The following is a 24,330-nucleotide window of genomic DNA, read 5'->3' on the forward strand; positions in this document are numbered from 1 at the left end:
CGTGTCGTGTCGTGTGTGGCGTGCGGCTTACTTCGCCGCCTCCACCTTCACCCGCGCATTGGGCGTCTCGCCGAACATCTCCGGCGCGTACATCGCCTCGACGCGGCTGGGCGGCAGCGCGAAGTCGCCGACGTTGTTCAGGCGCACGGTGTATTCCATCTTCACCACGCCCTTGGGCAGGTACTCGTAGTAGCTGCGGAAGGCCTCGAAGCTGCGCTCCTCGAAAGCCGGCCAGCCCGCGCCCGACTTCTTCTCGCCCTGCGTGGCGATCTGCGAGTCGCGGCCCAGGCCGCCGCCCAGGATGGTGGCGCCGCCCGGAATCGGGTCGCTGATGACGACCCAGGTCATGTCGGCGCTGGCGTTCACCTCGATGGTCACGCGCAGCACGTCGCCGCGGGTGTACTTGCCCGCGGTGGCCTGCTCGACCGGAGTGATGGTCTTCTTGAGCGCGTAGCCGGCGGCGAACGGCGCCTTCAATTGCACGGCGGCAATCGACTGCAGCGTGAGCCACGGCTTGCCGGTGCCTTGCTGCGTCACCAGCAGCGTGTCGCGCACCGGGGCGCCCGAAGGGGACGCCGCCCACGGCAGGAACATCGTGTTGTTCTTCAGGTTGCCCGGCGAGGCGGGCGCGCCGAAGAAGGTGGTCTGGTTGGGTGCGCCGGCCGCGTCGCTGGTCTTCACGCGTTCGACGCGGCTCCAGTCGACCTGCGCCTTCACCGCGCCCAGCGTGGCGGCCGTGACGCCGGCCACCGGCGTGCTCTCGAACACCTTGCTGAACTTCTCCAGCGCCAGCCCGCCCCACAAGTTGGCGGTGGTGGTGTGCCAGGCGCCGTTCTGCTGGCGGCCGATGAAGCCGTTGGCCAGCTTGCCGATGTCGTCCTTCCAGGCCGGGTCGTCCATCACGCTGAGCAGCAGGCGGGCGGTGTTGACGTCGCCGTTGGTCATCAGCCACCACCAGTAGTCGTCCTGCTCGGTGCTGAAGATCAGCTTGGTGCCCTGGTACGACAGGCGCGCCTTCAGCACGTTGTTGGCCTCGTCCAGGCGCTGCTGGCGCTGTGGCACGTCGTTCACGCGCTTGAGGATGTTGAGCCAGTCGATCACCGCGCTGGTGGGCCACTGGTTCGGCGCGATGGTGATGCTGCCGAGCATGCTTCCCTTGGCCTTGCCGTAGCGCGAGAGCGCTTCGAGCGCTGCGAGCTTGCGCACGTCCAGGTCCTTGCGCGGGCTCCAGAACTCGCGCGTGATGCGGCCTTCGACGAAGGCGATCAGGCCCGACTCCATCGGCGCGCGCACGTCATCGGCGAGCGCGAAGGCCGGGTCGAGCGCGCTGGCTTCGCTGGTGGCCGCGAGCAGGTACGAGGTCAGGATGTCGCTGCCGCGGTTGGCCTCGCCGTCGCGCGGCGGGAAGTAGTTGGCCAGGCCGTCGCTGTCCAGGTAGGTGGGCAGCGTCGCCAGCACGCCCTGCCACATCTTCGCGTCGCGCAGGCCGACCGACTTGCTGGTCTTCTGTTCGAGGCAGATGAAGGGGTAGTTGGCGAACCAGTCGCGCACGCCCGGCAGGCCTTCGGCCAGCTTGGGTTGCAGCGACAGCTTCAAGCCGCCGCGGCCGGGGAGGGCGTCGGCGGGCGGGGCCACGTCGAGCGTGAAGGGGCCATCGACCTGCACCAGCGTCGCCTGCTGCACCGTGAGCGGCACCGAGGGCACGATGCGCTGGCGCACCTTGAGCGCATCGCGTGCGCCGCCCAGGGTGTCTTTCGCCTCGATCTCCCACAGGATGGCTTCGGCGCGCGTCTGCGCGAGCTGTGCGGGCGCGGTCACGGTCCATGCCACTTCACGCGCCTCGCCGGCCGGGATGTCCACGGTCTGCGGCTCCAGCGTGAGCAGGGTGGCGCGCGGCGTGGCTTCCACCTTCATCGGCTTTTGCGTGGTGTTGCGCAGCGTGATCTGGGCGCGGAACTGGTCGTCCTCGCGCACCAGCGGCGGCAGGCCGCTGATGATCTGCAGGTCTTGCGTGGCCTGGATGCTGGTCTGCCCGGTGCCGAACAGGCTGGTGCCCGAGTCGGCCACGGCCACGATCTTGAAGGTGGTGAGCGCGTCGTTCAGCGGCACCGTCACCACGGCCTGGCCGTTGGCGTCGAGCACCACCTTCGGGTTCCACACCAGCAGGGTGTCGAGCAGTTCACGCGTCTGGCCCTTGCCGCCGCCGCCGCCCGCGGGCACGGCCTTGCGCCCGTAGTGGCGCCGGCCGACGATTTCCATCTGCGCGGTGGAGGTGCTCACGCCCCAGCTGCGGCGTTGCAGCATGGCGTTGAGCAGGTTCCAGCTGTCGTTGGGCATCAGCTCCAGCAGGGCCTGGTCTACCGCGGCCAGCGCCACTTCGGCGCCAGCGGCCGGCTTGCCGTCGGGCAGCTTGGCGGTGATGGTGACCTGGGCCTTGCTGCGGATGGGGTAGCTGGGCTTGTCGCTGGTGACGGTCACGTCGAGCTGGTGGGCGCGCGTGCCGACGCGAATTTCAGCCATGCCGAGCCGGTAGGCCGGCTTGCTCAGGTCGACCATGGCGGTGGGCGCCACGTATTCCTTGCCTTCGTACCAGAAGGCCGTCCACCAGTCGCGCGGCGACTTGAAGCCCCAGGTGAAGAAGCTGTACCACGGCACTTCGCGCAGGCGCCCGCGCAGTGCGAGCACGCTGACGTAGGCGTTCGGGCCCCACTCAGGCTTGACCTGCAGGGTGACGGTCGGGTCCTTGCCGTCGAGCTGCACCACGTGCGTCTCGATGATGCCTTCGCGTTCCACCGCCACCAGCGCGGTGGCGAAGCGGAAGGGGCTGCGCACCTGGAACTTTGCGACCTCGCCGGGCTGGTAGCTCTTCTTCTCGGGCAGCACGTCGATGCGGTCGTTGTCCTCGCCGCCGAACCACAGCTCGCCCTGCTTGGTCACGTAGACCGAGCTCACGGCCTTGGCCTCGCGGCCTTCGCCGTCGGTGGCGCTGGCAATGAGCTCCACTTCGCCGGCTTCCTTCAGCTCCGACTCGCACAGCAGCAGGCCGCGCGCATCGCTCTTGCCGCTGCACACGGTGCCGATGTCTTTGGTCTCGGTCTTGTTGTCGTAGGTGTAGAAGCCGCCCACCATGCGCTTGCGGCTGGTGGTGGTGATGCGCGCCACGGCGCGCACGTTGAGCGTCACGCCGGCCTGGGGCTTGCCCGTGAGGTCGAGCGCGAGCGCCTGGAACTTCAGCTTCTGGCTGGTGGAGACCCAGCCTTCGGTCTTGATGCCGGCAATGACCGATGCGGGCCACAGCGTCTGCGTGCTGCGGATGGTCTGCACCTCGCCGTTCGGGTCGGCGTAGGTGGCTTCGAGCAGCAGTTCGCGCGCGGACTTGACCTTGGGCACCTTGTCGACGGTGACCTTGCCGGCGCCGTCCTTGTTCAGGGTGACGGGCAGCTTGTCGGCGATCACGCGGGTGTCGTTCACGCTGTTGAGGTCTTCCTCGCCGGTGTTCGAGTCCGACGCGGGCGCCGCGGCCTCGCTGCCGTCGCCCTGCGTGGCGCGCGGCGGGTTGAAGCTGAAGGCGTCGTAGTCGGAGAAGCTCAGGGCCTTGCCGCGCACCATGGCCGACACGCGCACCGGCAGGTTGGCCGCACCGCCGCCGGCCACGTAGTTGATCTGCACGTCGGTCGGCACGCTGGTCGCGGCGACCAGCGGCTTCTTCTCGGTGGGCGAGATGCGGCCTTCGAGCACGGGGAGGCGGAATTCCTCGACGCGGAACATGCCGGTGCTGAAGCTGCGGCTGTTGCCGCCATCTTCGCCGTCGCTGTCCCCGTCACCGTCGGCGTCCTTGCCGCCGCCGGTGCGCAGCATCACCTCGTACACGCCGAGCTTGGCGGCCGGCGGAATGGCAAAGCTGTTCTCCGCGCTCAGCCCGCCGGTGGCGGTCTTGCGCCAGGCGAGCGGCTGGGTGAAGCGCTGGCCGCTGCCGGTGTGGGTGATGACGAGCGTGTCGGGGCGCTGGTCCGGCAGGCCGAAGCCCTTGCTGGTCTGCGTGCGGATCAGGCTCTTCATCGACACCGTTTCGCCGGCGCGCAGCAGCGTGCGGTCGAAGACGGTGTGGGCGATGCGGTCGGGCTCGGGCTGCAGGTTGGTCGGCACGTTGAAGCGCCAGGGCTCGATGCCGCGCTGCCAGTCGCTCCAGGTGAAGGCGAGGTCTTCCACGCCCTTGTCGTCCTTGGCGCGGGCGCTGACGAACCAGGCGCCTTGCTCGTATTCGTTCGGGCCGTTGCATGACGGCGCCTGCGGCGAAACGCCGTTCAGCATCACGATGCCGTTCGCGTCGGTGGTGCCGGTGGCCACGGCCTTGCCGTCGCAGCTGGACACGCGCACTTCGGCGCCGGCCACGACCTTGCCCTTGTCCAGCGTGGTGACCCAGGCCATCGAGTTCTCGCGGCCCAGCTTGAAGTGCACGGCCAGGTTGGTGGCCAGCGCGGTGGTGCGCACGTACATCGTGCGACCGGCGTTGTAGCGCTCGTCGAGCAAGGCTTCACCGAGCTTCTGCGAGGCGATTTCCAGCACGTGGAAGCCGGGGGTCAGTGGAATGCCGATGACTTCGAAGGGGCGCGGGTCGCCGCCGTCCGACTTGGGCATGTCCAGCGCCTTCACGCCCGGCTGGCCGGCCAGCAGCGACAGCATGCGGGTCTGCAGCGAGGTGCGGTCGTCCTTGTCGATGACGGGGGGCAGCGGGCCCTTCACGTCCTTGCGCGCCTGTTCGCGCGAGATGCTGTAGCTGTCGTAGCGGCGCACCTTGCGGAACCACGCGACGATTTCCGCGTCGGTCTTCGGGTTCATGTCGCTCACCTTGCCGGGCGTGAGCGCCTGCACCATCAGCTGCGGCTCCACGCGGCGCACCGTCACCGGCATCATGGCCGGGGTGTCGGGCTCGGCCAGGCGCTCGACCACGCCGAAGGGCGAGGCGGCGAACTTGGCCAGCGGCGGCATCATGCCGGTCGCCACCTTCAGCGGAAAGCTGCCCGGCGAGGCCAGCGGGCGGCCCGAGGCGTCCTCGAACTTGGAGGGCAGCTCGATGCTGAACTGGGTGCTCTCGGCCAGCGGCGGGCCGAAGTACACGCCGTTGACCACGTCGTCGTCGCTCTGCGTGCCGCCGTCGTTTTCGAGCTGGGCCTTGACCGTCTTGTCGCCGCCCTTGAGCTGGATCTGCGAAGCCAGCTTGCGCGTGACCGGCGCGTTGAACGTCAGCTGCATCGGACGCAGCGGCAAACAGGCGGCCTGCGCGTTCTCGCGCTCGCAGGTGAACGACACCGCAAAGGGTTCGCGCACCTGGAACTCGAGGCGGCGCTCCACGTTGTTGGCCACACCCGAGGGCGTCGCGACGCCCTTGCCGTACACCACCTGCACCTTGGCGCCCGGCGTGAGCGTGCGGTTGCACTGCAGGGTGACGAAGCGAAGCGGGTCTTTCTCTGCGGCCTTGTCGCGGCCGAAGGCCTTGAGCAGGCCGGCGCGCTGGTCGCCGTCGAGCAGCTTGACCGGAATGCGCTCGCCCACGCCGTCGGCGGCGCACCAGATGTTCTGGCGCACGCTGTCCAGCGTGGCCGCACCGTTGAGCTCGAGCACGAACATCTGCTGTTCGTCGATGCGGCTGTAGCTGCCCGGCATGTAGCTGCGCACGAACGGGCCGCCGGTGTTGAACTGGTAGCGCTCCGGGCCGGTCAGCTCGCCGCCGGCGCTGGGCTTGAAGGTGGGAATGCGCGTGACCGTACAGCGCACGCCCGGGGGAAGGTCGTTCTCGAAGTCGTAGACCCAGGCCTTGGCGTCGGTCCAGCGGCCGGTGCCCTTGCCGGCCTGCGCGTCGGAGCAGCTCACCGAGAGCGGCGCGGGCGCCTTGGGGTCGCCGAAATTGACGGCGGCCTGGTCGAACTTGGCGACGATCTGCCGCACGCGCGCCACCTCGCCCTGCGGGCTCAGGCTGGTGATCTGAAGGGCAAAGCTCGGGCCGGCCAGCAGCACGCCGGCAGCAAAGAGCCATGTGGGAACGAAACGGGTCACGGGGAACTCCTCCTTGGGGCAGCGCGCAGCGTAGCCGATTTGCGCGTCAGTTCGGCAGTGCCAAGGGTCATATGTCGACCGGCTGCGGGCGGGGCTTACGCCACTCTTCTTACAATCGGGCGCTGTCTTGCGTGCGCCGCGCGGACCGCCACCAAGACCTTGCCGCCGACCGATGAAACGCTACTGGGAAATAGACGCCTTGCGCGGGCTGATGCTCGTGCTGATGACCGTCACCCACCTGCCCACGCGGCTGACCGACCCGCTGGGCCAGCCCTTCGGTTTCGTGTCGGCCGCCGAGGGCTTCGTGCTGCTGTCGGCCTTCGTGGCCGGGCTGGTGTACAGCCGCATCGGCTTTGCGCGCGGGGTGGACTCGATGCGCAAGGCCTTCTGGCGGCGCGTGGTGAAGGTCTATCTCTGCCAGGCGGCGATCCTGCTGTTCCTGTTCACGGTGATTGCCGCGGTGGGCCTGCACATCGACCAGCCGGCGGTGAAGAACCTGGTGTCCTACTACCTGGCCGAGCCGCGCGACGGCTTCCTGTACGGGCTGCTGCTGATCTACGAGCCGGCCCTGCTCGACATCCTGCCGATGTACATCTTTTTCATGCTTCTGAGCCCCTGGGTGCTGGCCTTTGCCATGCGCCATGGCTGGAACTGGGTGATGGTGGTGAGCGCCACCGTGTGGGCGGCGGCGCAGTTCGGCCTGAGCGAATGGGTCTACGGGCTGGCCGTGCATTACCTGGGCGTGCCGGTGCCGTTCCACGAGATGGGCGCGTTCAACACCTACGCCTGGCAGTTCCTGTGGTTCGCGGGGCTGTGCATCGGCGCCACCCGCAACGGCCCCGAGGCGAAGCCGCTGCGCTTTCCGTGGTGGCTGCTGGTGCTGGCCGCGGGCGTCGCGCTGTACGGGCTCTACTGGCGGCATCACGGCATCAACGGGCAGGCGCCGTTCGGCGGCGACGTCGAACTGAACCTGCTGTTCGACAAGTGGCAGCTGGGCCCGCTGCGGCTGGTGAACCTGCTGGCGCTGGGCATCCTGGCGGTGCGCTTCGGCCCCTGGCTGATGCGCCGCCTGCCGCGCATGCACTGGCTGGAGGCGATGGGCTCGGCCTCGCTGCCGGTGTTCTGCGCGCACCTGGTGGCGGTGCTGCTGGTGCTGGCCTTCTACGGCGACAGCCAGACCGCGCGGCCCTGGTGGGGCGACGGCCTGCTGCTGGTGGCGGTGTTCGCGGGGATGTACGGCGTGGCGCGCTTCACGCGCGGCGTCGACCTTCCGCCGCCGGCGGACGACATGCCGTCGCAGCCATCGGCCGCGTGATCCGGGGTTCTACGCTTCCTCGAACGAACCCGCGATGTGGTCGCGCCACTCGCTGCGCTGGACATCTTCCAGCGTCGCATCGGTGCTCTCGAAGTCGCTCAGTAGCGTGAGGAAGCCCTGGGCCACGTCGCCCAGGCCTTCGGGGTGCAGCCAGCCCCATTCACATTCCTCGCAATGCACGTACACGCGCTCGTTGGTGGTGTCGTTCTGGAACAGGAGACGGCCCTGGCGGCAGTTCGCGCAGGTGCTGGACCCATAGAGTTTTCTCATTTGACGGGGTAGGAAGTGATGATCTGGTTGGTGCCGGGCACGAGTTTCATCTCGACCCCGTAGAACATTTCGCCGCTGGCCGCGGCGCTGCCGCCCGCGCGTCCCACGATCTCGTTCATCGGCACCCTGAGCGTACCGTTGGGGAGGCGCTAAGCCGAAAGCGTGCGTTCAGGTGCGCAAGCGCATGGCGTGGCGCTTTGTCGAGGGGTCGGCGCGCCTCTAGATGCCTCGGAAGGCGTCCGAACGCGTCAGGGCGCCGTGGGAAGGTGCGAGGCGATCACCGAGTGCCACAACCGGTAGCCCTCGTCCGTCATGTGCAGCCTGTCGCCGCGAAACAGCTCCGGCCGCGGCCGGCCGTCGGCACCGAGCATCGGCGTGTAGATGTCGATGTACTCGCTGTTGGGCAGCAGGTTCAGGTAGGCCGAGATGATGTGGTTGGTCTCGCGGATCTGCGGCATGAGCTGCTCGCGCGACGGGCTGGGCTTGACCGACACGAAGCTGATGCGGGTGTCGGGCAACTCGGCGCGCACCGCGTTGGCAAAACGGGCAAAGCTGTCGAGCACCTGCAGCGGCGTGCGGCCTTCGGCCAGGTCGTTGTCGCCTGCATACACCACCACCTGGCGCGGCTTGTAGCGCACCACCAGGTCGCGCGCGAACAGGCTGCAGTCGTTCAGCGTGGAGCCGCCGAAGCCGCGGTTGACCACGCCGCCGGGCACGCGCGCAAAGTCCTGCTGAAGGCGCGTCCACATGCGCACCGTGGAGCTGCCGACGAACACCACGCCGCCAGCGGCCGGAAAGCGGTCCTGGTCGGCGCGCGCGAAGGCGGCCAGCTCGTTGTGCCAGCGCTCCTTGGCGGCCAGGTAGTCGCGGGCGGACGCAGCCTCGGCGGCGGCCGTCTCGGATTCCTGGGGAAAGAAGGAAGCGGACTGCGCATGCGCGCCCAGCGCCGCCACGAGCAGCACGGCCGCAGCCAACGCGGTTTTCATCGAAGTCATCGGGAAGACAGAGGACACAGCGGAGAAAAATCAGGTTTCTGGCATGGGACCGCGCGGCCGTTGTCGGCACGAGGCGGCTTGCAACCCTAGATTGTCTTCTCGATGAGGGCGCCCTTGAACACCACCGGGCCTTTGGGGCCGCTGCCCGCAGGCACGCCGCCCTTGGCCTCGAGGGTCACGGCCAGGGTCGGCACGGCATGCACGTCGGATTCCGAGGCGGCCAGGCGCAACGCCGGGGCCTTGTCCATCACGCCGAGCGAACGCGGCGCCGCACCGGGCGCCAGGGCCCACAGCTGCAGCGACTTGTCGGCGCCTTCGCTGTAGCTGCCCACGCGCTGCAGCGACAGCTGCTTCTTCCTGGGGTCGAAGGTCACGAGCATCGAGGCGGCGGACTGGTCGTCGGACAGCACGGCCACGTACTGCACCGTCGGCGCGTTCTGCAACTGGTCGCGCAGGTTGAGCCCCACCACCACGGCAAGCACGGTGGCCAGCGCGCCGGCCGCGGTGGCGCCGCGCCACAGCGCCAGGCTGCGCAGCCAGCCGCCGGGCTGCGGCCTGGCGGCGTCGCGGGCATTGGCCGCGTCGCGCTGGCGCTCGATGGCGGCCTTGGCCTGCTCGGCATCGATCATGTTGCGGATGCGGGTCCACACGGCGGGGTCGGGCACGACCGAGGGTTGCAGCTCGGTCATGCTGGCGAGCCGGCCTTGCCAGACCAGCGCGGCGGCGCGCACCGGCGCCTGTTCGCGGGCCAGGGCTTCGAAGCGGCGGCGGGCGCCGCCGCGCAGGGTGCCGAGCGCGTGGCTGGCGGCGAGGAGTTCGAGCAGTTCGGGGTGGGCAGTGAGTTTCATGGCAGGCCTGTCTTCTTCGTCGCGCTCAAGCGAAGCGTCCCATGCAGACGCGAAGTTTTTCCAGCCCGCGCCGGATCCATGTCTTGACCGTGCCCAGCGGCAGCTTGAGCTGCTCGGCCAGTTCGCCGTGGCTCATTTCGCGCAGGTAGGCCAGGCTGACCACCTCGCGCTGCTTGCCCTCGAGCTGGGCCAGGCACTGATGCAGCGCCCAGGCCTGCTCGCTGGCGTCGGCCGTGTCGACCGGGTTGGGCGCATCCGACTCCATCTGGTCGGCCATGAGCTCGTCGAATTCCTGGGTCAGCTGCGCCCGGTCGGCGGTGCGCCGGCGCAACAGGTCGAGGGCCCGGCTGCGCACGATCAGCCCCAGCCAGGCCAGCGGCGGGCTGAGCGACGAGCGATAGTCGCCGGCGACTCGCCAGACCGTCAAAAAAGCCTCCTGGATCACGTCCTCGGCCCATTCGCGTTGCCGCACGACGCGCATCGCCAGCCCCATGAGCTTGGGCGCGGTGCGGTCGTAGAGCTGCCGCAGGGCGGCTTCGTCGCGATGGCCGATCCTGTCGATCAGCGCCATCAGTTCGGCGTCGGGGCTGGGTGCAGTCATCCGCGGATTGTCGGGCATCGGTGCGCATGCCAGATATACGGGCGCTGCCGCCGGTCGGATTCAGGGCGTGCGGCGACCGTTCAGAAACATTTGCAAACACAAGTTGTAAACGTATACTGCGCCGCAAAACGAGTGGGGCGCACAGCGCGGGTGGAGAAGGAATGAAGCAAATTGCGATCGTCTTGGCGCTCTGCGTGGGCGCCTGGTATTTCTTTGTCGGCGGCCGCAAGCTCGACGAGCCGATGGTGCGCGACTACTACCGCAGCGAGGCGCGCGCCGTGGTCGAGCGCGACGCCGACCGGCTGTGCAAGCAGCTCAGCCGCAAGGTGGTGATAGAGACCAGGACGACGGTGATGGGGCGCACCGAGGAAAACACCCACGACCGCGACAGCGCCTGCCGCGGGGTGCACAAGACCTTCGAAAACCTGGCGCTGGTCGGCGAGCGCACCGGCAACATCCTGTCGGTGGACTACGACTATCACATCGACTCCGTCGAAGTCGCTCCCGACCGCAAGAGCGCGCTGGTCAAGGGCACCAGCGTGCTGAAGATGGGCGAATCGGCCCTCCAGCTCAAGACCAGCTTCAACCAGCGCCTGGAGCGCGAACTCGGCCAGATGCGCCTGGTGCACGCCGAGGACAGCACCGTGGTGCGCCTGGGCGGGCGCGGCGCCATGAGCCAGAGCGACTTCTTCCGCAAGTAACTCCCGACCCCCCGGAACCCACACAGAAAGCAGGCGCCGCCATGCTCGCCACCCGGGACTCGCTCCCGCCGCCTCCGCCGTTCTGGCATCGCCTGAACAGCTTCTTCGCCTTTCCGTTCCAGCTGCGGCCGCTGGCTTACGGGCTGGTGCTGTCGTTCTGCAGCCTGCTGTTCGAGGGCGTGTTCTTCCTGCCCGACATGCTGGCCCTGGCGCTGATCGAGATCGGCATCATGCTGGCGGCCAGCCGCTACGGCTTCAAGGTCATTGCGCTGGGCGCGCGCGGCATCCGCGACTCGGCCGACTTCGGCCGCGAGTCCAGCGACGAATGGACCTACCTGCCGTGGAAGCTGTTCGCCATTTCGCTGGTGCAGGCGCTGCTGATCGGCTGGCTCGCGTACTACGCGCCCATCTTGGGCACGGTCGGCCTCTTTGTCATGTCGTTCACCTTCCCGGCGGCGGTGATCGTGCTGGTGCAGTCGGGCAGCTTCTTCCAGGCCATGAACCCCGGCCACGTGATGGACGCGATGCGCACCATCGGCTGGCCGTACGCGCTGCTGTGCTTCTTCCTGTTCCTGCTGAGCACGGGCGCGCAGGTGGCGCTGCAGCTGGTGCTGCCGATGTTCGACGGGCGCATCGTGCTGCCGATCGTCAACTTCGCCTTCATCTACTTCGGCTGGGTGATGGCCAGCCTGCTGGGCTACGTGATGTTTCAGCACCACGAGGCTTTCGGCTTCGACGCCGTGCCGGGCAGCGAGCTCGACGGCGGCGGCCCGGTGGACCGCCGCACGCCCGAGCAGATCGCCGCGCAGCGCATCGACGCCGAGGTGGCGCAACTCGTCACCGAGGGCGACCTGCCCGCCGCGCTGGGCACCGCCTACGAGGCGCAGCGCACGGCCGCGTCGGACGACCTGGCGGCGCAGCGCCGCTACCACCGCGTGCTGGCGCTCATGCCCGACAAGAGCGCCACCATGCTCGACCACGCGCGGCGCTTCATTGCGCTGCTGATGCGGCGCGACCTGTCGTCCGAGGCGCTGAAGGTCTTCAAGGCCTGCAAGGAAAAGGACAAGGCCTTCGCGCTCGACGACGCGGCCCTGGTGATCGCCATGGCGCGCGCCGAGTGGCGCGGCCGCGATGCGCACGCCACGCTGGCGCTGATCTCGGGCTTCGACAAGCGCTTTCGCGGCCACGAGACCATTCCGCAGGCCTACGAGCTGGCCGCCCGCGCGCTGGTGCAGGGCCTGGGCCGCGCCGACATGGCGCAGCCCATCCTGGCCACGATGGAGGCGCGCTACCCGAACAGCGAGCAGACGCAGGAAGTGCGCTGGCTGCTGCGCCCGGCACCGGCCGCCGACGCTGCAACCACGGCGCCCTCGGCCTAGCTTTCCTTCCAGCCCCCGCCCAGCGCCTTGTAGATCGACAGCCGGTTGGTCTGCTCGGTGAGCTGCAGGCCGATCAGCGTCTGCTGCGCGGCGTAGTACGCGCGCTGCGCGTCGAGCACGTCGAGGTAGTTGCTCGCGCCGCTGCGAAACAGCGACTGCGACAGCGCGAAGCTGCGCGAGGTGGCGCCCAGCAGCGAGCGCTGCGCGGCCAGCCGTTCGGCCAGCGTGCGCCGCTCGGCCAGTGCATCGGCCACTTCGCGGAAGGCCGTCTGCACCGCCTTTTCGTACGTGGCGATCTCGATCTTCTGCTGCGCCTGCGCCACGCGCAGGTTCGCGCGGTTGGCACCGCCGTCGAAGATCGGCACGCTGACCGAAGGCGCGAAGCTCCAGGCCTTGCTGCCGCCCGAGAACAGGCCCGACAGCGTGCTGCTCGCCGTGCCCGCCGACGCGGTGAGCGCGATGCGCGGAAAGAACGCGGCGCGCGCGGCGCCGATGTCGGCGTTGCTCGCGCGCAGGGCATGTTCGGCGGCCAGCACGTCGGGGCGCTGCTGCAGCACGCTCGAAGGCAGGCCGGGCGGCGGCACCAGAAGTTGCGCAGCCGCGGCGGGTTCCGCCGTGTCGGACGCGGGCGGCACCGGCAGCAACTCGGCCGGCGGTGTGGCGCCGACCAGCAGCGTGAGCGCATTGCGCGCCTGCTCGACCTGGCTGTCGAAGGCCGCCGCGTCGGCGCGCGCGGCGTCGACCGTGCTCTGCGCCTGCGCGAGCGCCAGGCCCGACTGCGCGCCCAGCCGGTGGCTGCGCTCGATCAGGTCGAAGGACTTGCGCTGGCTGTCCAGCGTGTTGCGCGCCAGCTGCAGGCGCTGTTCGTCGGCGGCCAGTTGCAGCCACGCGGTGGCCACGGCAGCGACCAGGCTGATCTGCGTGCTGCGTTGCGTGGCCTCGGTCTGGAAGTAGCTCTGCAGCGCCGCCTCGCTCAGGTTGCGCACGCGCCCGAACAGGTCGATCTCGTAGTTCGTCAGGCCCAGGTCGGCGCTGTACTGCGAGGCGATGCGCGGCTCGCCGCTGTTCGACAGGCTGCCCGGCGTGCGCGAGCGGCTGCCGCCCGCGCCGGCGTCCACCGTGGGGAACAGGCCGGCGCGCGCAATGCCGTACTGGGCCCGCGCGCGCTCGATGTTGAGAGCGGCCACGCGCAGGTCGCGGTTGTTGGCCAGCGCGAGTTCGATCGTGCCCTGCAGCTTCGGCTCGACGAAGAAGCTGCGCCAGCCGACGTCGATCGGCGTCGGGGCCCCCACGCCGTCTATGCCGTCCACGCCGGAGGAGGGCAGGGCCTGCGGTACGGGCAAGGCCGGCGCCGCATATTCAGGTGCGAGGTTCACGCAGCCCGCGAGCACGGCGCACGCCAAGGCCGCGAGCGCGACCGAGCGAAGGGGGAAGGCGCGCTTCATCAGTGGCCTCCCTGTTCGGCTGTGGTGCCTGCAGTGGCCTCGGGCTTCGGCTGCGGCTTGCGACGCCCCTCCAACCAGCCCCGAATCAGCGCAAAGAACAGCGGCACGAAGAAGATGCCCAGCGCCGTGCCCACCACCATGCCGCCCAGCACCGCGGTACCGATCGACTGGCGCCCGCCCGCGCCCGCGCCGGTGCCCAGCGCCAGCGGCAGCACGCCGAAGCCGAAGGCCAGCGAGGTCATCAGGATGGGGCGCAGCCGCAGGCGCACCGCCTGCAGCGTGGCCTCGACCACGCCCTTGCCCTGCTCCTGCAGCTGCTTGGCGAACTCGACGATCAGGATGGCGTTCTTCGACGACAGCCCCACCGTGGTCAGCAGGCCGACCTGGAAGTACACGTCGTTGCTCAGTCCCCGGAAGCTCGTGAACAGCAGCGCCCCCACGATGCCCAGCGGCACCACCAGGATCACCGAGAACGGCACCGACCAGCTCTCGTACAGCGCGGCCAGGCACAGGAACACGAACAGGATCGAAATGGCGTAGAGCATGGGCGCCTGCGCGCCCGACAGGCGTTCCTGGAACGACGCGCCGGTCCATTCGTAGCCGATGCCAGGCGGCATCTGCTTCATCACCTCGTCCACCGCGGCCATGGCGTCGCCGGAACTCACACCGGCGGCCGCGTCGCCCACGAACTCGTAGCTCGGGCTGCCGTTGTAGCGCTGCAGCTGCGGCGAGCCGTAGCTCCAGCGCGAGCTGGAGAACGCGGGGAACGGCACCATCTGGCCCAGGCTGTTGCGCACGCTCCAGCGGTCGATGTCGGCGGGCAGCATGCGGAAGTCGGTGTCGCCCTGCATGTACACGCGCTTCACGCGGCCCTTGTCGAGAAAGTCGTTGATGTAGGTGCCGCCCATGGCGCTCGACAGCGTGCTGTCGATGTCCGACGTGGCCAGGCTCAGTGCGCCGGCGCGCGCGTCGTCGATGTCCACCGCGAACTCGGGCGTGTCGTCCAGGTTGTTGCTGCGCACATTCGCCACCTCGGGGCGCTTGCCCAGCAGCTCGACGGCCTGGTCGCGCGCCTTCACCAGCGCGTCGTGGCCCAGGCCGTTGATGTCCTTCAGGTGAAAGTTGAAGCCCGCATTGGCGCCCAGCCCGCGCACCGCCGGCGGCAGCAGCACGAACACGCGCGCATCGCGGATGGTCGACAGCTCCTTGTTGGCGCGCCGCGTCAATTTGGCCGCCGACTGGCCGGTGCCTGTGCGCTCGCCCCAGTCCTTGAGCTTGACGAAGGCGCGCGCCGAGCTCTGGTCGCCGTTCTGCCCGGTGATGACGTTCACGCTCAGCACCTCGGCCTGCTTGCTGAAATATTGCTGCACCTGCTCGACCACCGGCTGCAGCCGTGCATTCGACGCGCCCGGCGGCAAGCTCACCTGCACCTGCAGGAAGGCCTGGTCTTCGTCGGGCAGGAAGGAGGTGGGCAGCCGCAGGAACAGCAGCGCCATCACGCCCGCGATCAGCAGGTACACCACCATGCTGCGCTTGCCGCGCCGCACGATGCCGCCCACGATGCCTTCGTAGCGGTCGGCGCTCCGGTCGAAGCCGCGGTTGAAGGCCGCAAAGAAGCGGTCGACCCGGCCCAGCAGGCCGCGGCGCGGCACCGCATGCTCACCCTTCTTCACCGGCTTGAGCAGCGTGGCGCACAGCGCCGGCGTGAGCGTGAGCGCCACGAACACCGACAGCGCCATCGCCGAGACGATGGTGATCGAGAACTGGCGGTAGATCACGCCCGTGGAGCCGCCGAAGAAGGCCATCGGGATGAACACCGCCGACAGCACCAGCGCAATGCCGACCAGCGCCGGCGTGATCTCGGCCATCGACTTGCGCGTGGCCTCCTTGGGCGACAGGCCCTCTTCGTGCATCACGCGCTCGACGTTCTCCACCACCACGATGGCGTCGTCCACCAGCAGGCCGATGGCCAGCACCATGCCGAACATGGTGAGCGTGTTGATCGAGTAGCCCGCGATGGACAGCACGCCGAAGGTGCCCAGCAGCACCACCGGCACCGCAATCGCCGGGATCAGCGTGGCGCGCATGTTCTGCAAAAACACATACATCACCAGCACCACCAGCAGCATGGCCTCCAGCAGCGCCTTGACCACCTCGTCGATGGACGCGCTCACGAAAGGCGTGGTGTCGTAGCTCACGAAGGTCTGCAGCTGGTTGGGGAACAGGGGCTTGAGCTCCTCGACCTTGGCCTTCACGGCCTCGGCCACCTGCACCGCGTTGGCACCGTCGGCCAGCACCACGCCCAGGCCCGCGCCGGGCCGGCCGTCGAGCAGCGAGCGCACCGTGAGGTTTTCCGCGCCGAGCTCCACGCGGGCGACGTCCTTCAGGCGCACCACGGCGCCGTCGGGGGTGACGCGCAGCACCACGTTCTCGAACTGCTCCGCCGTCTTCAGCTTGCTGCGCGCCGTGATGGTGGCGGTGAGCTGCTGCTGCGCATTGGCCGGCAGCGCGCCCAGCTGGCCGGCCGAGACCTGCGCGTTCTGCGCGGTGATGGCGCTGTTCACGTCCGAGGGCATCAGCGCGTACTTGCGCAGCTTGTCGGGGTCCAGCCACAGGCGCATGGCGTAGCCGGTGCCCAGCGTCTGCACTTCACCCACGCCGTCGATGCGGCTGATGATGTCCACCAGGTTGCTGGAGATGTAGTCGCCCACGTCCACCGCCGAGGCGCTGCCGTCGCCGGAGTACATCGACACGATCATCAGGAAGTCGTTGCCGCCCTTGGTCACGGTGACGCCGCGGCTCTGCACCTGCTGCGGCAGGCGCGACATGGCCTGCTGCAGCTTGTTCTGCACCTGCATCTGGGCCACGTCGATGCTGGTGCCCGCATTGAAGGTGAGCGACAGGCGCGCCACGCCCGACGAGTTGCTGGTCGACTGCATGTACAGCAGGTTGTCCAGCCCCTTGAGCTGCTGCTCGATGACCTGCGTGACCGAGTCTTCCACCGTCTTGGCGGAGGCGCCCGTGTAGGTGGCGTTGATGGACACGCGCGGCGGCGCGATGTCGGGATACTGCTCCAGCGGCAGCGTGCGGATGGCCATCAGCCCCGCGAGCATGACGACGATGGAAAGCACCCACGCGAAGATGGGACGGTCGATGAAGAACTGCGCCATGTGGGTCGGTCCTCAGCGCGTCACGGGGGAGGTGGCGGCGTCGGCCGCGTCGGGTTGCGCGCTGGCCACGGGGCCGGGCGCGGCCTTGCTGCCCAGGTCGACCACCTTCACCTTGTCGCCCACCTTCACGCGCTGCGAGCCTTCGGTCATCACGCGGTCGCCCGCGGCCAGGCCGTCGAGCACCTGCCAGCGCGTGCCGACCGCGCGCCCGACGTGGATGGCGCGCTTGGCGACCTTGCTCTCCCCGTCGATCACCAGCGTGGAGGCGCTGCCGTCGGGCGCGCGCGTCACGGCCTGTTGCGGCACCAGCAGGGCGGTGGCGTTCACGCCTTCCTGCAGCACGGCGCGCACGTACATGCCGGGCATCAGCAGCCTGTCGGGGTTGGGCACCACCGCGCGCAGCGTGACGCTGCCGGTGCCGGCATCGACGGTGACGCCGCTGAACGTCAGGCGGCCGGGGTGCGGGTACTTGCTGCCGTCTTCCAGCACCAGCTGGATGCGGGCCTCGGCATCGCTCGCGCGCTGCAGGCGGCCGCTGGCGAGTTCGCGCTTCAGGCGCAGCAGCTCGCTGCTCGACTGCGTGACGTGCACGTGAATGGGGTCGAGCTGCTGCACGGTGGTCATCACCGCGGCCTGGTTGGCCGTGACCAGCGCACCGGGCGTGACGCTCGACAGCTCGGCCCAGCCCGTGATCGGCGAGGTGATGCGCGTGTAGCCCAGCTGGATGCGCGCGGTCTGCTCGGCGGCGCGCGCCACGGCGAGGTCGGCCTCGGCCTGCTGCTCGGCGGCCTGCGACTCGTCGAACACCTGGCGGCTGATGGCGTCGATCTTCACCAGCTCGGCGTTGCGGCGGGCCACGGTGCGCGAGGTGGCCAGGGCCGAATCGGCCTTGCGCACGCTGGCCTGCGCGCTGGCGTGGGCCGCCTGCAACGGCGCCGGGTCGAGCTGGTAGAGCACCTGGCCGGCCTTGACCTGCGAGCCTTCTGTAAAGAGCCGCTCCTTCAGGATGCCGCCGACCTGCGGCCGGATCTCGGCGATCACCGGGGCCATGGTGCGCCCGGGCAGTTCGGTGCTCAGCGCCAGCGTCTCGTGCTTCAGGGTGACGGTGCCGACCTCCTTTTCTGGTGCGGCGGCGGCTTTGGCCGTGCCTGGCGTCTCCACGCTGGTGCGCGAGCAAGCTGCGAGCGCGGCGATGGCCAGGGCCGTGAACAGCAGGGCGAAGCGGGAAGGGGTTTGGTCAGGCATCAGACAGGTTATGGAGGTAAGGAAGCGGGGATTGCCCCGGATGGAGCGAGTGAGCGCCCTCAAGTTCAACGAGGCATGGGGGGCGGGGGCGGCTTTACACGCTGTTTACTGCAATTGCAGTGCCATGGCGTGGAGATCGCGTGACAGCCATGTGAGGTGACGGCCGCAGCCGTCTGCCCATCTGCGTGTCTGCCCGTTTGCGCGTGGCCTTCAGGCGCGCTGCAGTGCGCGCGTGACCATGTCGTTGGGCGCGAGCCGCAGCAGGTGCGGCAGCAGCCCGACGGCCTTGTCGCGCTGGCCCGCATGCAGCAGGCCGTTGGCGCACACCGAGAGCGTGTCGGCCAGCTCGGGATGCTCGGGCGCGGTCTTCAGCAGGATGGCGCACAGCCGGTCGGCGTCGTCGAACTGGCGGATGCGCGAAAAGCGGCGCGCCAGGCGGGCCATGTCGTCGGGCTTCAGGCGCGCGCCGGGCTTGGCCTGGTCGAGGTAGGTCTTGTAGCTGGCGTGCTGCAGGGCGAGCGTGTCCGGCTCGGTCGCCGGCAGGCGGAAGATGCGGCGCGCGGCGTGGTGGAAGTCGTCGCTCGCGGGCTGCAGGCGGGCCGTGTGGAACCAGGCGCGCAGCGTGTCGGTGTCGCCGGGGCGCAGCGCGGCGGCGGCGCGCCACTCGGCGCAGGCCTTGTCGAAATTCATGGCCGCGCCGTACTTCTGGGCCGCGGCCACGTGCGCGTCGAAGCGGTCGGGCTCGGGGGCGGCGGCGGTCTCGGGGGCCTGCACGCGGCGCAGCATCAGGGCGCCTGCCATCAGCGCCGCGCCTGTCAGCAGGCCGCCCAGGTGGGCCATGTAGGCGATGCCCTGGCCGCCCAGCCAGTGCTGCATCAGCTCGTTGACGATCCATGCCGGCAGCAGCAGCAGGGCCGGTGCGGTGACGTAGTTGAAATAGAAGAACAGCTGGTAGAAGAAGCGGATGCGCTTCAGGCGGTACATCACCGCGTACATGCCCATCAGCGCCGAGATGGCGCCCGAGGCGCCCAGTCCGTAGGTGCCCTTGCCGGCATAGGCCCAGCCGGCCAGCAGCGAGGCACCGACGGCGCCCAGCAGGTAGAACGCCAGGTAGGTGCCGCGTCCCAGCGCCAGCTCGACCGAGAAGCCGAACAGGAAGAGGAACAGCATGTTGCCCAGCAGGTGGCCGGTGCTGCCGTGCAGGAAGGCGGCGGTGATCCAGGTCCAGGGCTTGAACTCGGCGTCGGCGGCGTAGCTCTGCGACCAGCGCTCGGTGAAGGGCGCGGGCAGCATGGCCTCGTACTGGCGGCGGTCACGCTTCCACTCGGTGTACTGCGGGTTCGCGGGCGTGACGACTTCGTCGGCCTGCAGCTTGCGCAGGAACTTGCTGTCGTTCTGCAGGCCTTCGAGCAGCCTGGGGTAGGCCTCCTCGTGCGGCAGCATGCGACGGGCCGCCTTGCCGCGCTTCGGGTCGGTCTTTTCGAGCCATTCCACGAACGGCGGCAGCTCCAGCTGGGGCAGCACGCTGTTCACGTAGTACTGGGCGGCACGCTCGCGCCCGTTGTCTTCGCTGCGCTGCGGCCCCCAGAACACGATCATGTTCAGGAGGATCAGCAGCACCGTCATCCACGGCGGGTTGCGCCAGCTCGGTCTGTTTTCGAGCGGGATGGCATAGAACACGGTGCGGCTGCCGTCGAGGCGTTCAGCCCAGGCGCGCGCGGTGGCGGGCCACTTGCGCCTTCACCTGCGCCGGGGCGGTGCCGCCCAGGATGTTGCGTGCGTTCAGCGAGCCGCGCAGGCTCAGCACGTCGTACACGTCCTTCTCGATGCTCGGGTTGAACTGCTGCAGCACGGCCAGCGGCAGCTCCGCCAGGTCGACCTTGTGCGAGGTGGCGGCCTTCACGGCATGGGCCACGGTTTCGTGCGCGTCGCGGAAGGGCAGGCCCTTCTTCACCAGGTAGTCGGCCAGGTCGGTGGCGGTGGCGTAGCCGCGCAGCGCGGCGGCCTCCATGGCCTCGGGCTTCACGGTGATGCCGCCGATCATCTCGGCAAAGATGCGCAGGGTGTCCTTGAGCGTGTCGACAGTGTCGAACAGCGGCTCCTTGTCTTCCTGGTTGTCCTTGTTGTACGCCAGCGGCTGGCCCTTCATGAGCGTGATCAGCGCCATCAGGTGGCCGACCACGCGGCCGGTCTTGCCGCGCGCCAGTTCGGGCACGTCGGGGTTCTTCTTCTGCGGCATGATCGACGAGCCGGTCGTGAAGCGGTCGGCGATCTGGATGAAGCCGAAGTTCTGGCTCATCCACAGGATGAGTTCTTCGCTCATGCGGCTGATGTGCACCATGCACAGGCTGGCCGCGGCGGTGAATTCGATGGCGAAGTCGCGGTCGCTCACGGCGTCCAGGCTGTTCTGGCACACGCCGTCCATGTTCAGCGTCTTTGCCACCAGCTCGCGGTCCAGCGGGTAGCTGGTGCCGGCCAGCGCGGCGGCGCCCAGCGGCAGGCGGTTCACGCGGCGGCGCACTTCGCCCATGCGCTCGGCGTCGCGGCTGAACATTTCCACGTAGGCCAGCATGTGGTGGCCGAAGCTCACGGGCTGGGCCACCTGCAGGTGGGTGAAGCCGGGCAGGATCACCTCGACGTTCTTCTCGGCGATGTCCACCAGGGCCTTCTGCAGTTCGACCAGCAGGTCGCCGATGAGGTCGATTTCGCCGCGCAGCCAGAGGCGCACGTCGGTGGCGACCTGGTCGTTGCGACTGCGCCCGGTGTGCAGGCGCTTGCCGGCGTCGCCGACCAGCTGGGTCAGGCGGGCCTCGATGTTCAGGTGCACGTCTTCGAGGTCGAGCTTCCATTCGAAGGCGCCGGATTCGATTTCGGCGCGAATCTGCGCCATCCCGCGTTCGATCGAGGCGTGGTCCTGCACGCCGATGATCCCCTGCGCGGCGAGCATGCCGGCATGGGCCAGCGAGCCCTCGATGTCGGCCTGCCACAGGCGCTTGTCGAAGAAGACGCTGGAGGTGTAGCGCTTCACGAGGTCGCTCATGGGTTCGGAGAACAGGGCCGACCAGGCTTCGGATTTCTTGTCGAGTTGGTTTTGGGTCATGGGAGCCGTCCAGGAGGCAATAATGGGTTGGTCACCCGATGGATCAGATGTCTGCGATGCGCAACCCGGCGATTTTATCGGCCAACGCCATGCCCACCCCCCCGTCCTCGCCGTCTTCGGAAAAGACGCGTGCGCCCTTGCGCGCCGAGCCTTCGATCTTCGACGCCTGCCAGATCGGGGTCGTGCTGCGCACCGTGGTGTTCGTCGAGGCGGTGGTTGCGATTGCCACGCTTTTCGGCGTGTCCGGCCCCGGCGAATGGCTGGTGCAGACGGCCACCGTCACCGGCGGGGCCTTGCCTGCGACGCTGCTGTGGCTGGTGGCGGCCTGCGGGCTCAAGAAGCCCTTGCGCCGCCTGCCCAAGCAATGGCAATACACGGCCGGTGCCGTGCTGGGCGCGTTGGCTGCGCTGTACGGCTGCGGCCTGCTGCGCCTCACGGGCGTGCTCTCCAGCGCGCCATGGCTGGCCAGCGCGCTGGCCGGCGCCCTGTTCGCGGGGCTGGTGATGGCCGCGATGGTGCTGCGTGCCCGCGGCCAGACGCCCGCGGCGACCACGGCCCGGCTCGAGGAGCTGCAGTCGCGCATCCGCCCGCACTTCCTGTTCAACACGCTCAACAGCGCCATTGCGCTGGTTCGCGAGGAGCCGGCCAAGGCCGAGACCATGCTCGAAGACCTGGCCGAACTGTTCCGCCAGGCGCTGGCCGACCCGAGCGAGTCGGGCACGCTGGCCGACGAGATCGCGCTGGCCGAGCGCTACCTGGCCATCGAGCAGGTGCGCTTCGGCAGCCGCCTGCGCATTCGCTGGGACCTGGACGCCGCCGCGAGCAGCGCGCGCCTGCCGCCGCTGCTGCTGCAGCCGCTGGTGGAGAACGCCATCAAGCACGGCGTGGAACCCAGCCCCGAGGGCGCCAAGCTGCGCATTCGCACCGAGCGGCGCGGCAGCATGGTGGTGATCGAGGTGGTCAACAGCCTGCCGCCGCTGCGCTGGGCCGACGAGCCGCTGCCGCGCGGCCACGGCATCGCGCTGGCCAATGTGCGCGACCGGCTGCGCCTGTTGCACGACATGCAGATGCAGTTCAGCGCCGGCATGGACCAGAAAAACTACCGGGTGCGCATCGCCATCCCCGCTGAATCATGACCCTGAGGACACTGATCGTTGACGACGAAGCCCTGGCGCGCTCCCGCCTGCGCACCCTGCTGCGCGACTGCAGCTCGCCCGCCGCCGAGGTGGTGGCCGAGGCCTCGCAGGGCGCCGAGGCGCAGCAGCACCTGGCCACGATGGCGCTCGACCTGGTGCTGCTCGATGTGCACATGCCTGGCGTCGACGGCATCGAGGTGGCGCGCGCGCTGCGCAGCCGCGCCGACGCGCCGGCGGTGGTGTTCGTCACCGCGCATGCCACGCACGCGGTGACGGCCTTCGAACTCGACGCGGTCGACTACCTCACCAAGCCCGTGCGCGCCGAGCGCCTGCAGCAGGCGCTGCAGAAGGCCGAGCGCTTCCTGAAGGAGCGCCGCGCGCTGCAGGACTCGCCGGCCGCGCCTGCCGCGCCGGAAACCGTGCTCATCCAGGACCGCGGCCGCGCCGAGCGTGTGCCGCTGTCCGAGGTGCTCTACCTCAAGTCCGAATACAAGTACCTCACCGTGCGCACCGCCACGCGCAGCCACATCCTGGACGGCTCGCTCAACGAGTTCGAGGAGCGCTACCCGCACCGCTTCCTGCGCGTGCACCGCAACGCGCTGGTCGCGCGCTCGGCCATCCGTGCGCTGGAGAAATACGACGACGGCGAGGACGCGGAGGGCTGGGCCCTGCGGCTCGACGCCATTCCCGAACCTGTGGCCGTGTCGCGTCGGCAGCTCGCCGCCGTGCGCGAAGTGCTGAAGGATGCGCGATGACCGACGACAAGAAAGACGGCAGCTCCGCCGACGTGCCGCAGCCCCACGCCGAGGGAGGCGAGCCGCCGGCTGCCGAGCCGCACCAGGCCGCCGCGGAAGAACCCGCCCCCGTGCCTGTGCCTGAACCCGAGGTGCTGGCGCCCGAGCCGCCCAGCCCCGAGCGTGAACGCATGCTGCTGCACATGCCGGTCGATGTGCGCAGCGCCTCGCTGGTGGTGCTCGCCGTGCTGGCCAGCGTGTTTGCGCTGCAGTGGGGCCAGGCCGTGTTCATTCCGCTGATGCTGAGCCTGCTGCTGACCTATGCGCTGTCGCCGCTGGTCGACATGCTGCATCGCTGGCGCACGCCGCGCTGGATCGGCGCGGCGGTCATTCTGGTGGGCCTGTTCGGCGGACTCGGCTGGACCGGCTATTCGCTGTCGGGCAATGCCTTGCAGTTGCTCGATGCGCTGCCCGTGGCCGCGCAGAAGCTCGGGCTGGCCATGCGCCGCGACAAGGGCGCCAGCGCCACGCCGCTCGAAAGCGTGCAGCAGGCCGCCGCGCAGCTCGAGAAGGCGGCCGAGGAAAACTCCGCCCGCGTGGCCTCGCGCCGCGGCGTGGCGCGCGTCATCATCGAGCGGCCCGGCTTCAATGTGCGCGACTACCTGCTCACCGGCACCGTCGGCCTGCTCAGCGCCATGGGTCAGCTCACGCTGGTGGCCTTTCTCACGTACTTCGCGCTGTGTTCGGGCGACACCTTCCGGCGCAAGCTCATCAAGATCACCGGGTCGAGCCTGCAGAAGAAGAAGGTCACGGTGCACGTGCTGGACGACATCACCCGCAACATCGAGCGCTATCTGCTGGTCCAGATTCTGGTGAGCGTCGTTGTGGGCGTGGCGACGGGGCTGGCGTTCTGGGTCATCGGGGTGGAGAACGCGGCCGTGTGGGGAATCATCGCGGCCGTGACCAACCTCATTCCGTACATCGGCTCGGTCATCGTGCTGGTGGCCGCGGGGCTGGTGGCCTTCCTGCAGTTCAACAGCCTGCAGATGGGCGTGGTGGTGGGCGGCGTGTCGCTGGCCATTCACACGCTCATCGGCAACCTGCTGATGCCCTGGCTCACCAGCCGCACCAGCCGCATGAACCCGGTGGCGGTGTTCGTGGGCGTGATCTTCTGGGGCTGGCTGTGGGGCATCTGGGGCCTGCTGCTGGGCATTCCGATCACCATGGTGATCAAGGCGATCTGCGACCGGGTGGAAGACCTGCAGCCGATCGGGGAGCTGCTGGGCGAGTAGCTCGCGCCGGGCGCGTGATAGAAATGCGCCGCGCCTGAATTCTTT

17 protein-coding genes are annotated in these 24,330 nt (G+C 69.1%); 6 read left to right on the top strand and 11 right to left on the bottom strand.

What is annotated here, in order from left to right; translation table 11 throughout:
• Positions 1-27: 27 nt before the first annotated feature.
• Positions 28-6,054, bottom strand: a complete 6,027-nt coding sequence (locus ACSFBM_RS02660; protein ID WP_435483012.1) for an alpha-2-macroglobulin family protein — start codon at positions 6,052-6,054, stop codon at positions 28-30.
• Between the two features lie 172 nt (positions 6,055-6,226).
• Here ACSFBM_RS02660 and opgC point away from each other — a divergent pair, with 172 nt between their 5' ends.
• Positions 6,227-7,369, top strand: coding sequence for an OpgC domain-containing protein (gene opgC, locus ACSFBM_RS02665; protein ID WP_435483013.1), 1,143 nt, complete (start codon positions 6,227-6,229; stop codon positions 7,367-7,369).
• A gap of 9 nt (positions 7,370-7,378) precedes the next feature.
• Here opgC and ACSFBM_RS02670 read toward each other — a convergent pair whose 3' ends face one another.
• The 5 genes from ACSFBM_RS02670 to ACSFBM_RS02690 form a co-directional block, all read right to left on the bottom strand.
• Entirely contained in the window at positions 7,379-7,639 is a 261-nt protein-coding gene (locus tag ACSFBM_RS02670; RefSeq protein ID WP_435483014.1) for a hypothetical protein, read from the bottom strand.
• Complete coding sequence (locus ACSFBM_RS02675) at positions 7,636-7,758, bottom strand: hypothetical protein (protein WP_435483015.1); 123 nt, start codon at positions 7,756-7,758, stop codon at positions 7,636-7,638. The genes ACSFBM_RS02670 and ACSFBM_RS02675 overlap by 4 nt, the downstream gene beginning before the upstream one ends.
• Before the next feature lie 129 nt (positions 7,759-7,887).
• A complete protein-coding gene (locus tag ACSFBM_RS02680; protein WP_435483016.1) occupies positions 7,888-8,625 on the bottom strand; it encodes an SGNH/GDSL hydrolase family protein in 738 nt (245 codons plus the stop codon).
• 95 nt (positions 8,626-8,720) lie between these two features.
• The gene (locus ACSFBM_RS02685) at positions 8,721-9,482 is read right to left on the bottom strand and encodes an anti-sigma factor (RefSeq protein WP_435483017.1); all 762 of its coding nucleotides are present in this window, start codon (positions 9,480-9,482) and stop codon (positions 8,721-8,723) included.
• A 25-nt stretch (positions 9,483-9,507) separates the two neighbouring features.
• Positions 9,508-10,083, bottom strand: coding sequence for an RNA polymerase sigma factor (locus tag ACSFBM_RS02690; RefSeq protein WP_435483018.1), 576 nt, complete (start codon positions 10,081-10,083; stop codon positions 9,508-9,510).
• A gap of 161 nt (positions 10,084-10,244) precedes the next feature.
• On the opposite strand from ACSFBM_RS02690, the gene ACSFBM_RS02695 reads away from it, so the two are divergent.
• The gene (locus ACSFBM_RS02695) at positions 10,245-10,784 is read left to right on the top strand and encodes a hypothetical protein (RefSeq protein WP_435483019.1); all 540 of its coding nucleotides are present in this window, start codon (positions 10,245-10,247) and stop codon (positions 10,782-10,784) included.
• A 41-nt stretch (positions 10,785-10,825) separates the two neighbouring features.
• Entirely contained in the window at positions 10,826-12,163 is a 1,338-nt protein-coding gene (locus tag ACSFBM_RS02700) for a hypothetical protein (RefSeq protein ID WP_435483020.1), read from the top strand.
• On the opposite strand, the gene ACSFBM_RS02705 is transcribed toward ACSFBM_RS02700, so the two are convergent.
• The 5 genes from ACSFBM_RS02705 to argH all read right to left on the bottom strand — a co-directional run bounded on the left by ACSFBM_RS02705 (position 12,160) and on the right by argH (position 21,123).
• Entirely contained in the window at positions 12,160-13,608 is a 1,449-nt protein-coding gene (locus ACSFBM_RS02705) for an efflux transporter outer membrane subunit (RefSeq protein ID WP_435483021.1), read from the bottom strand. The two genes, ACSFBM_RS02700 and ACSFBM_RS02705, sit on opposite strands and share 4 nt — an antisense overlap.
• Complete coding sequence (locus tag ACSFBM_RS02710) at positions 13,608-16,778, bottom strand: efflux RND transporter permease subunit (protein ID WP_435483022.1); 3,171 nt, start codon at positions 16,776-16,778, stop codon at positions 13,608-13,610. Before ACSFBM_RS02710 ends, ACSFBM_RS02705 begins: the two co-directional genes overlap by 1 nt.
• A gap of 12 nt (positions 16,779-16,790) precedes the next feature.
• The gene (locus ACSFBM_RS02715) at positions 16,791-18,023 is read right to left on the bottom strand and encodes an efflux RND transporter periplasmic adaptor subunit (protein WP_435483023.1); all 1,233 of its coding nucleotides are present in this window, start codon (positions 18,021-18,023) and stop codon (positions 16,791-16,793) included.
• 210 nt (positions 18,024-18,233) lie between these two features.
• Complete coding sequence (locus ACSFBM_RS02720; RefSeq protein WP_435435224.1) at positions 18,234-19,703, bottom strand: rhomboid family intramembrane serine protease; 1,470 nt, start codon at positions 19,701-19,703, stop codon at positions 18,234-18,236.
• A gap of 22 nt (positions 19,704-19,725) precedes the next feature.
• A complete protein-coding gene (gene argH / locus ACSFBM_RS02725) occupies positions 19,726-21,123 on the bottom strand; it encodes an argininosuccinate lyase (RefSeq protein ID WP_435435225.1) in 1,398 nt (465 codons plus the stop codon).
• A gap of 56 nt (positions 21,124-21,179) precedes the next feature.
• Here argH and ACSFBM_RS02730 point away from each other — a divergent pair, with 56 nt between their 5' ends.
• From ACSFBM_RS02730 to ACSFBM_RS02740, 3 genes are read left to right on the top strand one after another with little or no spacing between them, the layout of a single operon-like run.
• A complete protein-coding gene (locus tag ACSFBM_RS02730) occupies positions 21,180-22,259 on the top strand; it encodes a sensor histidine kinase (RefSeq protein ID WP_435483713.1) in 1,080 nt (359 codons plus the stop codon).
• Complete coding sequence (locus ACSFBM_RS02735) at positions 22,256-23,014, top strand: LytR/AlgR family response regulator transcription factor (RefSeq protein WP_435483024.1); 759 nt, start codon at positions 22,256-22,258, stop codon at positions 23,012-23,014. Before ACSFBM_RS02730 ends, ACSFBM_RS02735 begins: the two co-directional genes overlap by 4 nt.
• Positions 23,011-24,285: an AI-2E family transporter gene (locus tag ACSFBM_RS02740; RefSeq protein WP_435483025.1), complete on the top strand. Its 1,275-nt coding sequence runs from the start codon at positions 23,011-23,013 to the stop codon at positions 24,283-24,285. Before ACSFBM_RS02735 ends, ACSFBM_RS02740 begins: the two co-directional genes overlap by 4 nt.
• Positions 24,286-24,330 lie beyond the last annotated feature (45 nt).

Source organism: Variovorax pasteuri (assembly GCF_051216435.1).
Classification (GTDB): Bacteria; Pseudomonadota; Gammaproteobacteria; order Burkholderiales; family Burkholderiaceae_C; genus Variovorax.

What these genes read in the sequence shown, in the direction of transcription:
- ACSFBM_RS02670 (WP_435483014.1), bottom strand. Translation starts at nt 7,639, where the DNA reads ATGAGAAAACTCTATGGGTCCAGCACCTGCGCGAACTGCCGCCAGGGC.
- argH (WP_435435225.1), bottom strand. Translation starts at nt 21,123, where the DNA reads ATGACCCAAAACCAACTCGACAAGAAATCCGAAGCCTGGTCGGCCCTG.
- ACSFBM_RS02740 (WP_435483025.1), top strand. Translation starts at nt 23,011, where the DNA reads ATGACCGACGACAAGAAAGACGGCAGCTCCGCCGACGTGCCGCAGCCC.
- ACSFBM_RS02735 (WP_435483024.1), top strand. Translation starts at nt 22,256, where the DNA reads ATGACCCTGAGGACACTGATCGTTGACGACGAAGCCCTGGCGCGCTCC.
- opgC (WP_435483013.1), top strand. Translation starts at nt 6,227, where the DNA reads ATGAAACGCTACTGGGAAATAGACGCCTTGCGCGGGCTGATGCTCGTG.
- ACSFBM_RS02675 (WP_435483015.1), bottom strand. Translation starts at nt 7,758, where the DNA reads ATGAACGAGATCGTGGGACGCGCGGGCGGCAGCGCCGCGGCCAGCGGC.
- ACSFBM_RS02715 (WP_435483023.1), bottom strand. Translation starts at nt 18,023, where the DNA reads ATGCCTGACCAAACCCCTTCCCGCTTCGCCCTGCTGTTCACGGCCCTG.
- ACSFBM_RS02685 (WP_435483017.1), bottom strand. Translation starts at nt 9,482, where the DNA reads ATGAAACTCACTGCCCACCCCGAACTGCTCGAACTCCTCGCCGCCAGC.
- ACSFBM_RS02700 (WP_435483020.1), top strand. Translation starts at nt 10,826, where the DNA reads ATGCTCGCCACCCGGGACTCGCTCCCGCCGCCTCCGCCGTTCTGGCAT.
- ACSFBM_RS02710 (WP_435483022.1), bottom strand. Translation starts at nt 16,778, where the DNA reads ATGGCGCAGTTCTTCATCGACCGTCCCATCTTCGCGTGGGTGCTTTCC.
- ACSFBM_RS02695 (WP_435483019.1), top strand. Translation starts at nt 10,245, where the DNA reads ATGAAGCAAATTGCGATCGTCTTGGCGCTCTGCGTGGGCGCCTGGTAT.
- ACSFBM_RS02690 (WP_435483018.1), bottom strand. Translation starts at nt 10,083, where the DNA reads ATGACTGCACCCAGCCCCGACGCCGAACTGATGGCGCTGATCGACAGG.
- ACSFBM_RS02680 (WP_435483016.1), bottom strand. Translation starts at nt 8,625, where the DNA reads ATGAAAACCGCGTTGGCTGCGGCCGTGCTGCTCGTGGCGGCGCTGGGC.
- ACSFBM_RS02730 (WP_435483713.1), top strand. Translation starts at nt 21,180, where the DNA reads ATGCGCAACCCGGCGATTTTATCGGCCAACGCCATGCCCACCCCCCCG.
- ACSFBM_RS02705 (WP_435483021.1), bottom strand. Translation starts at nt 13,608, where the DNA reads ATGAAGCGCGCCTTCCCCCTTCGCTCGGTCGCGCTCGCGGCCTTGGCG.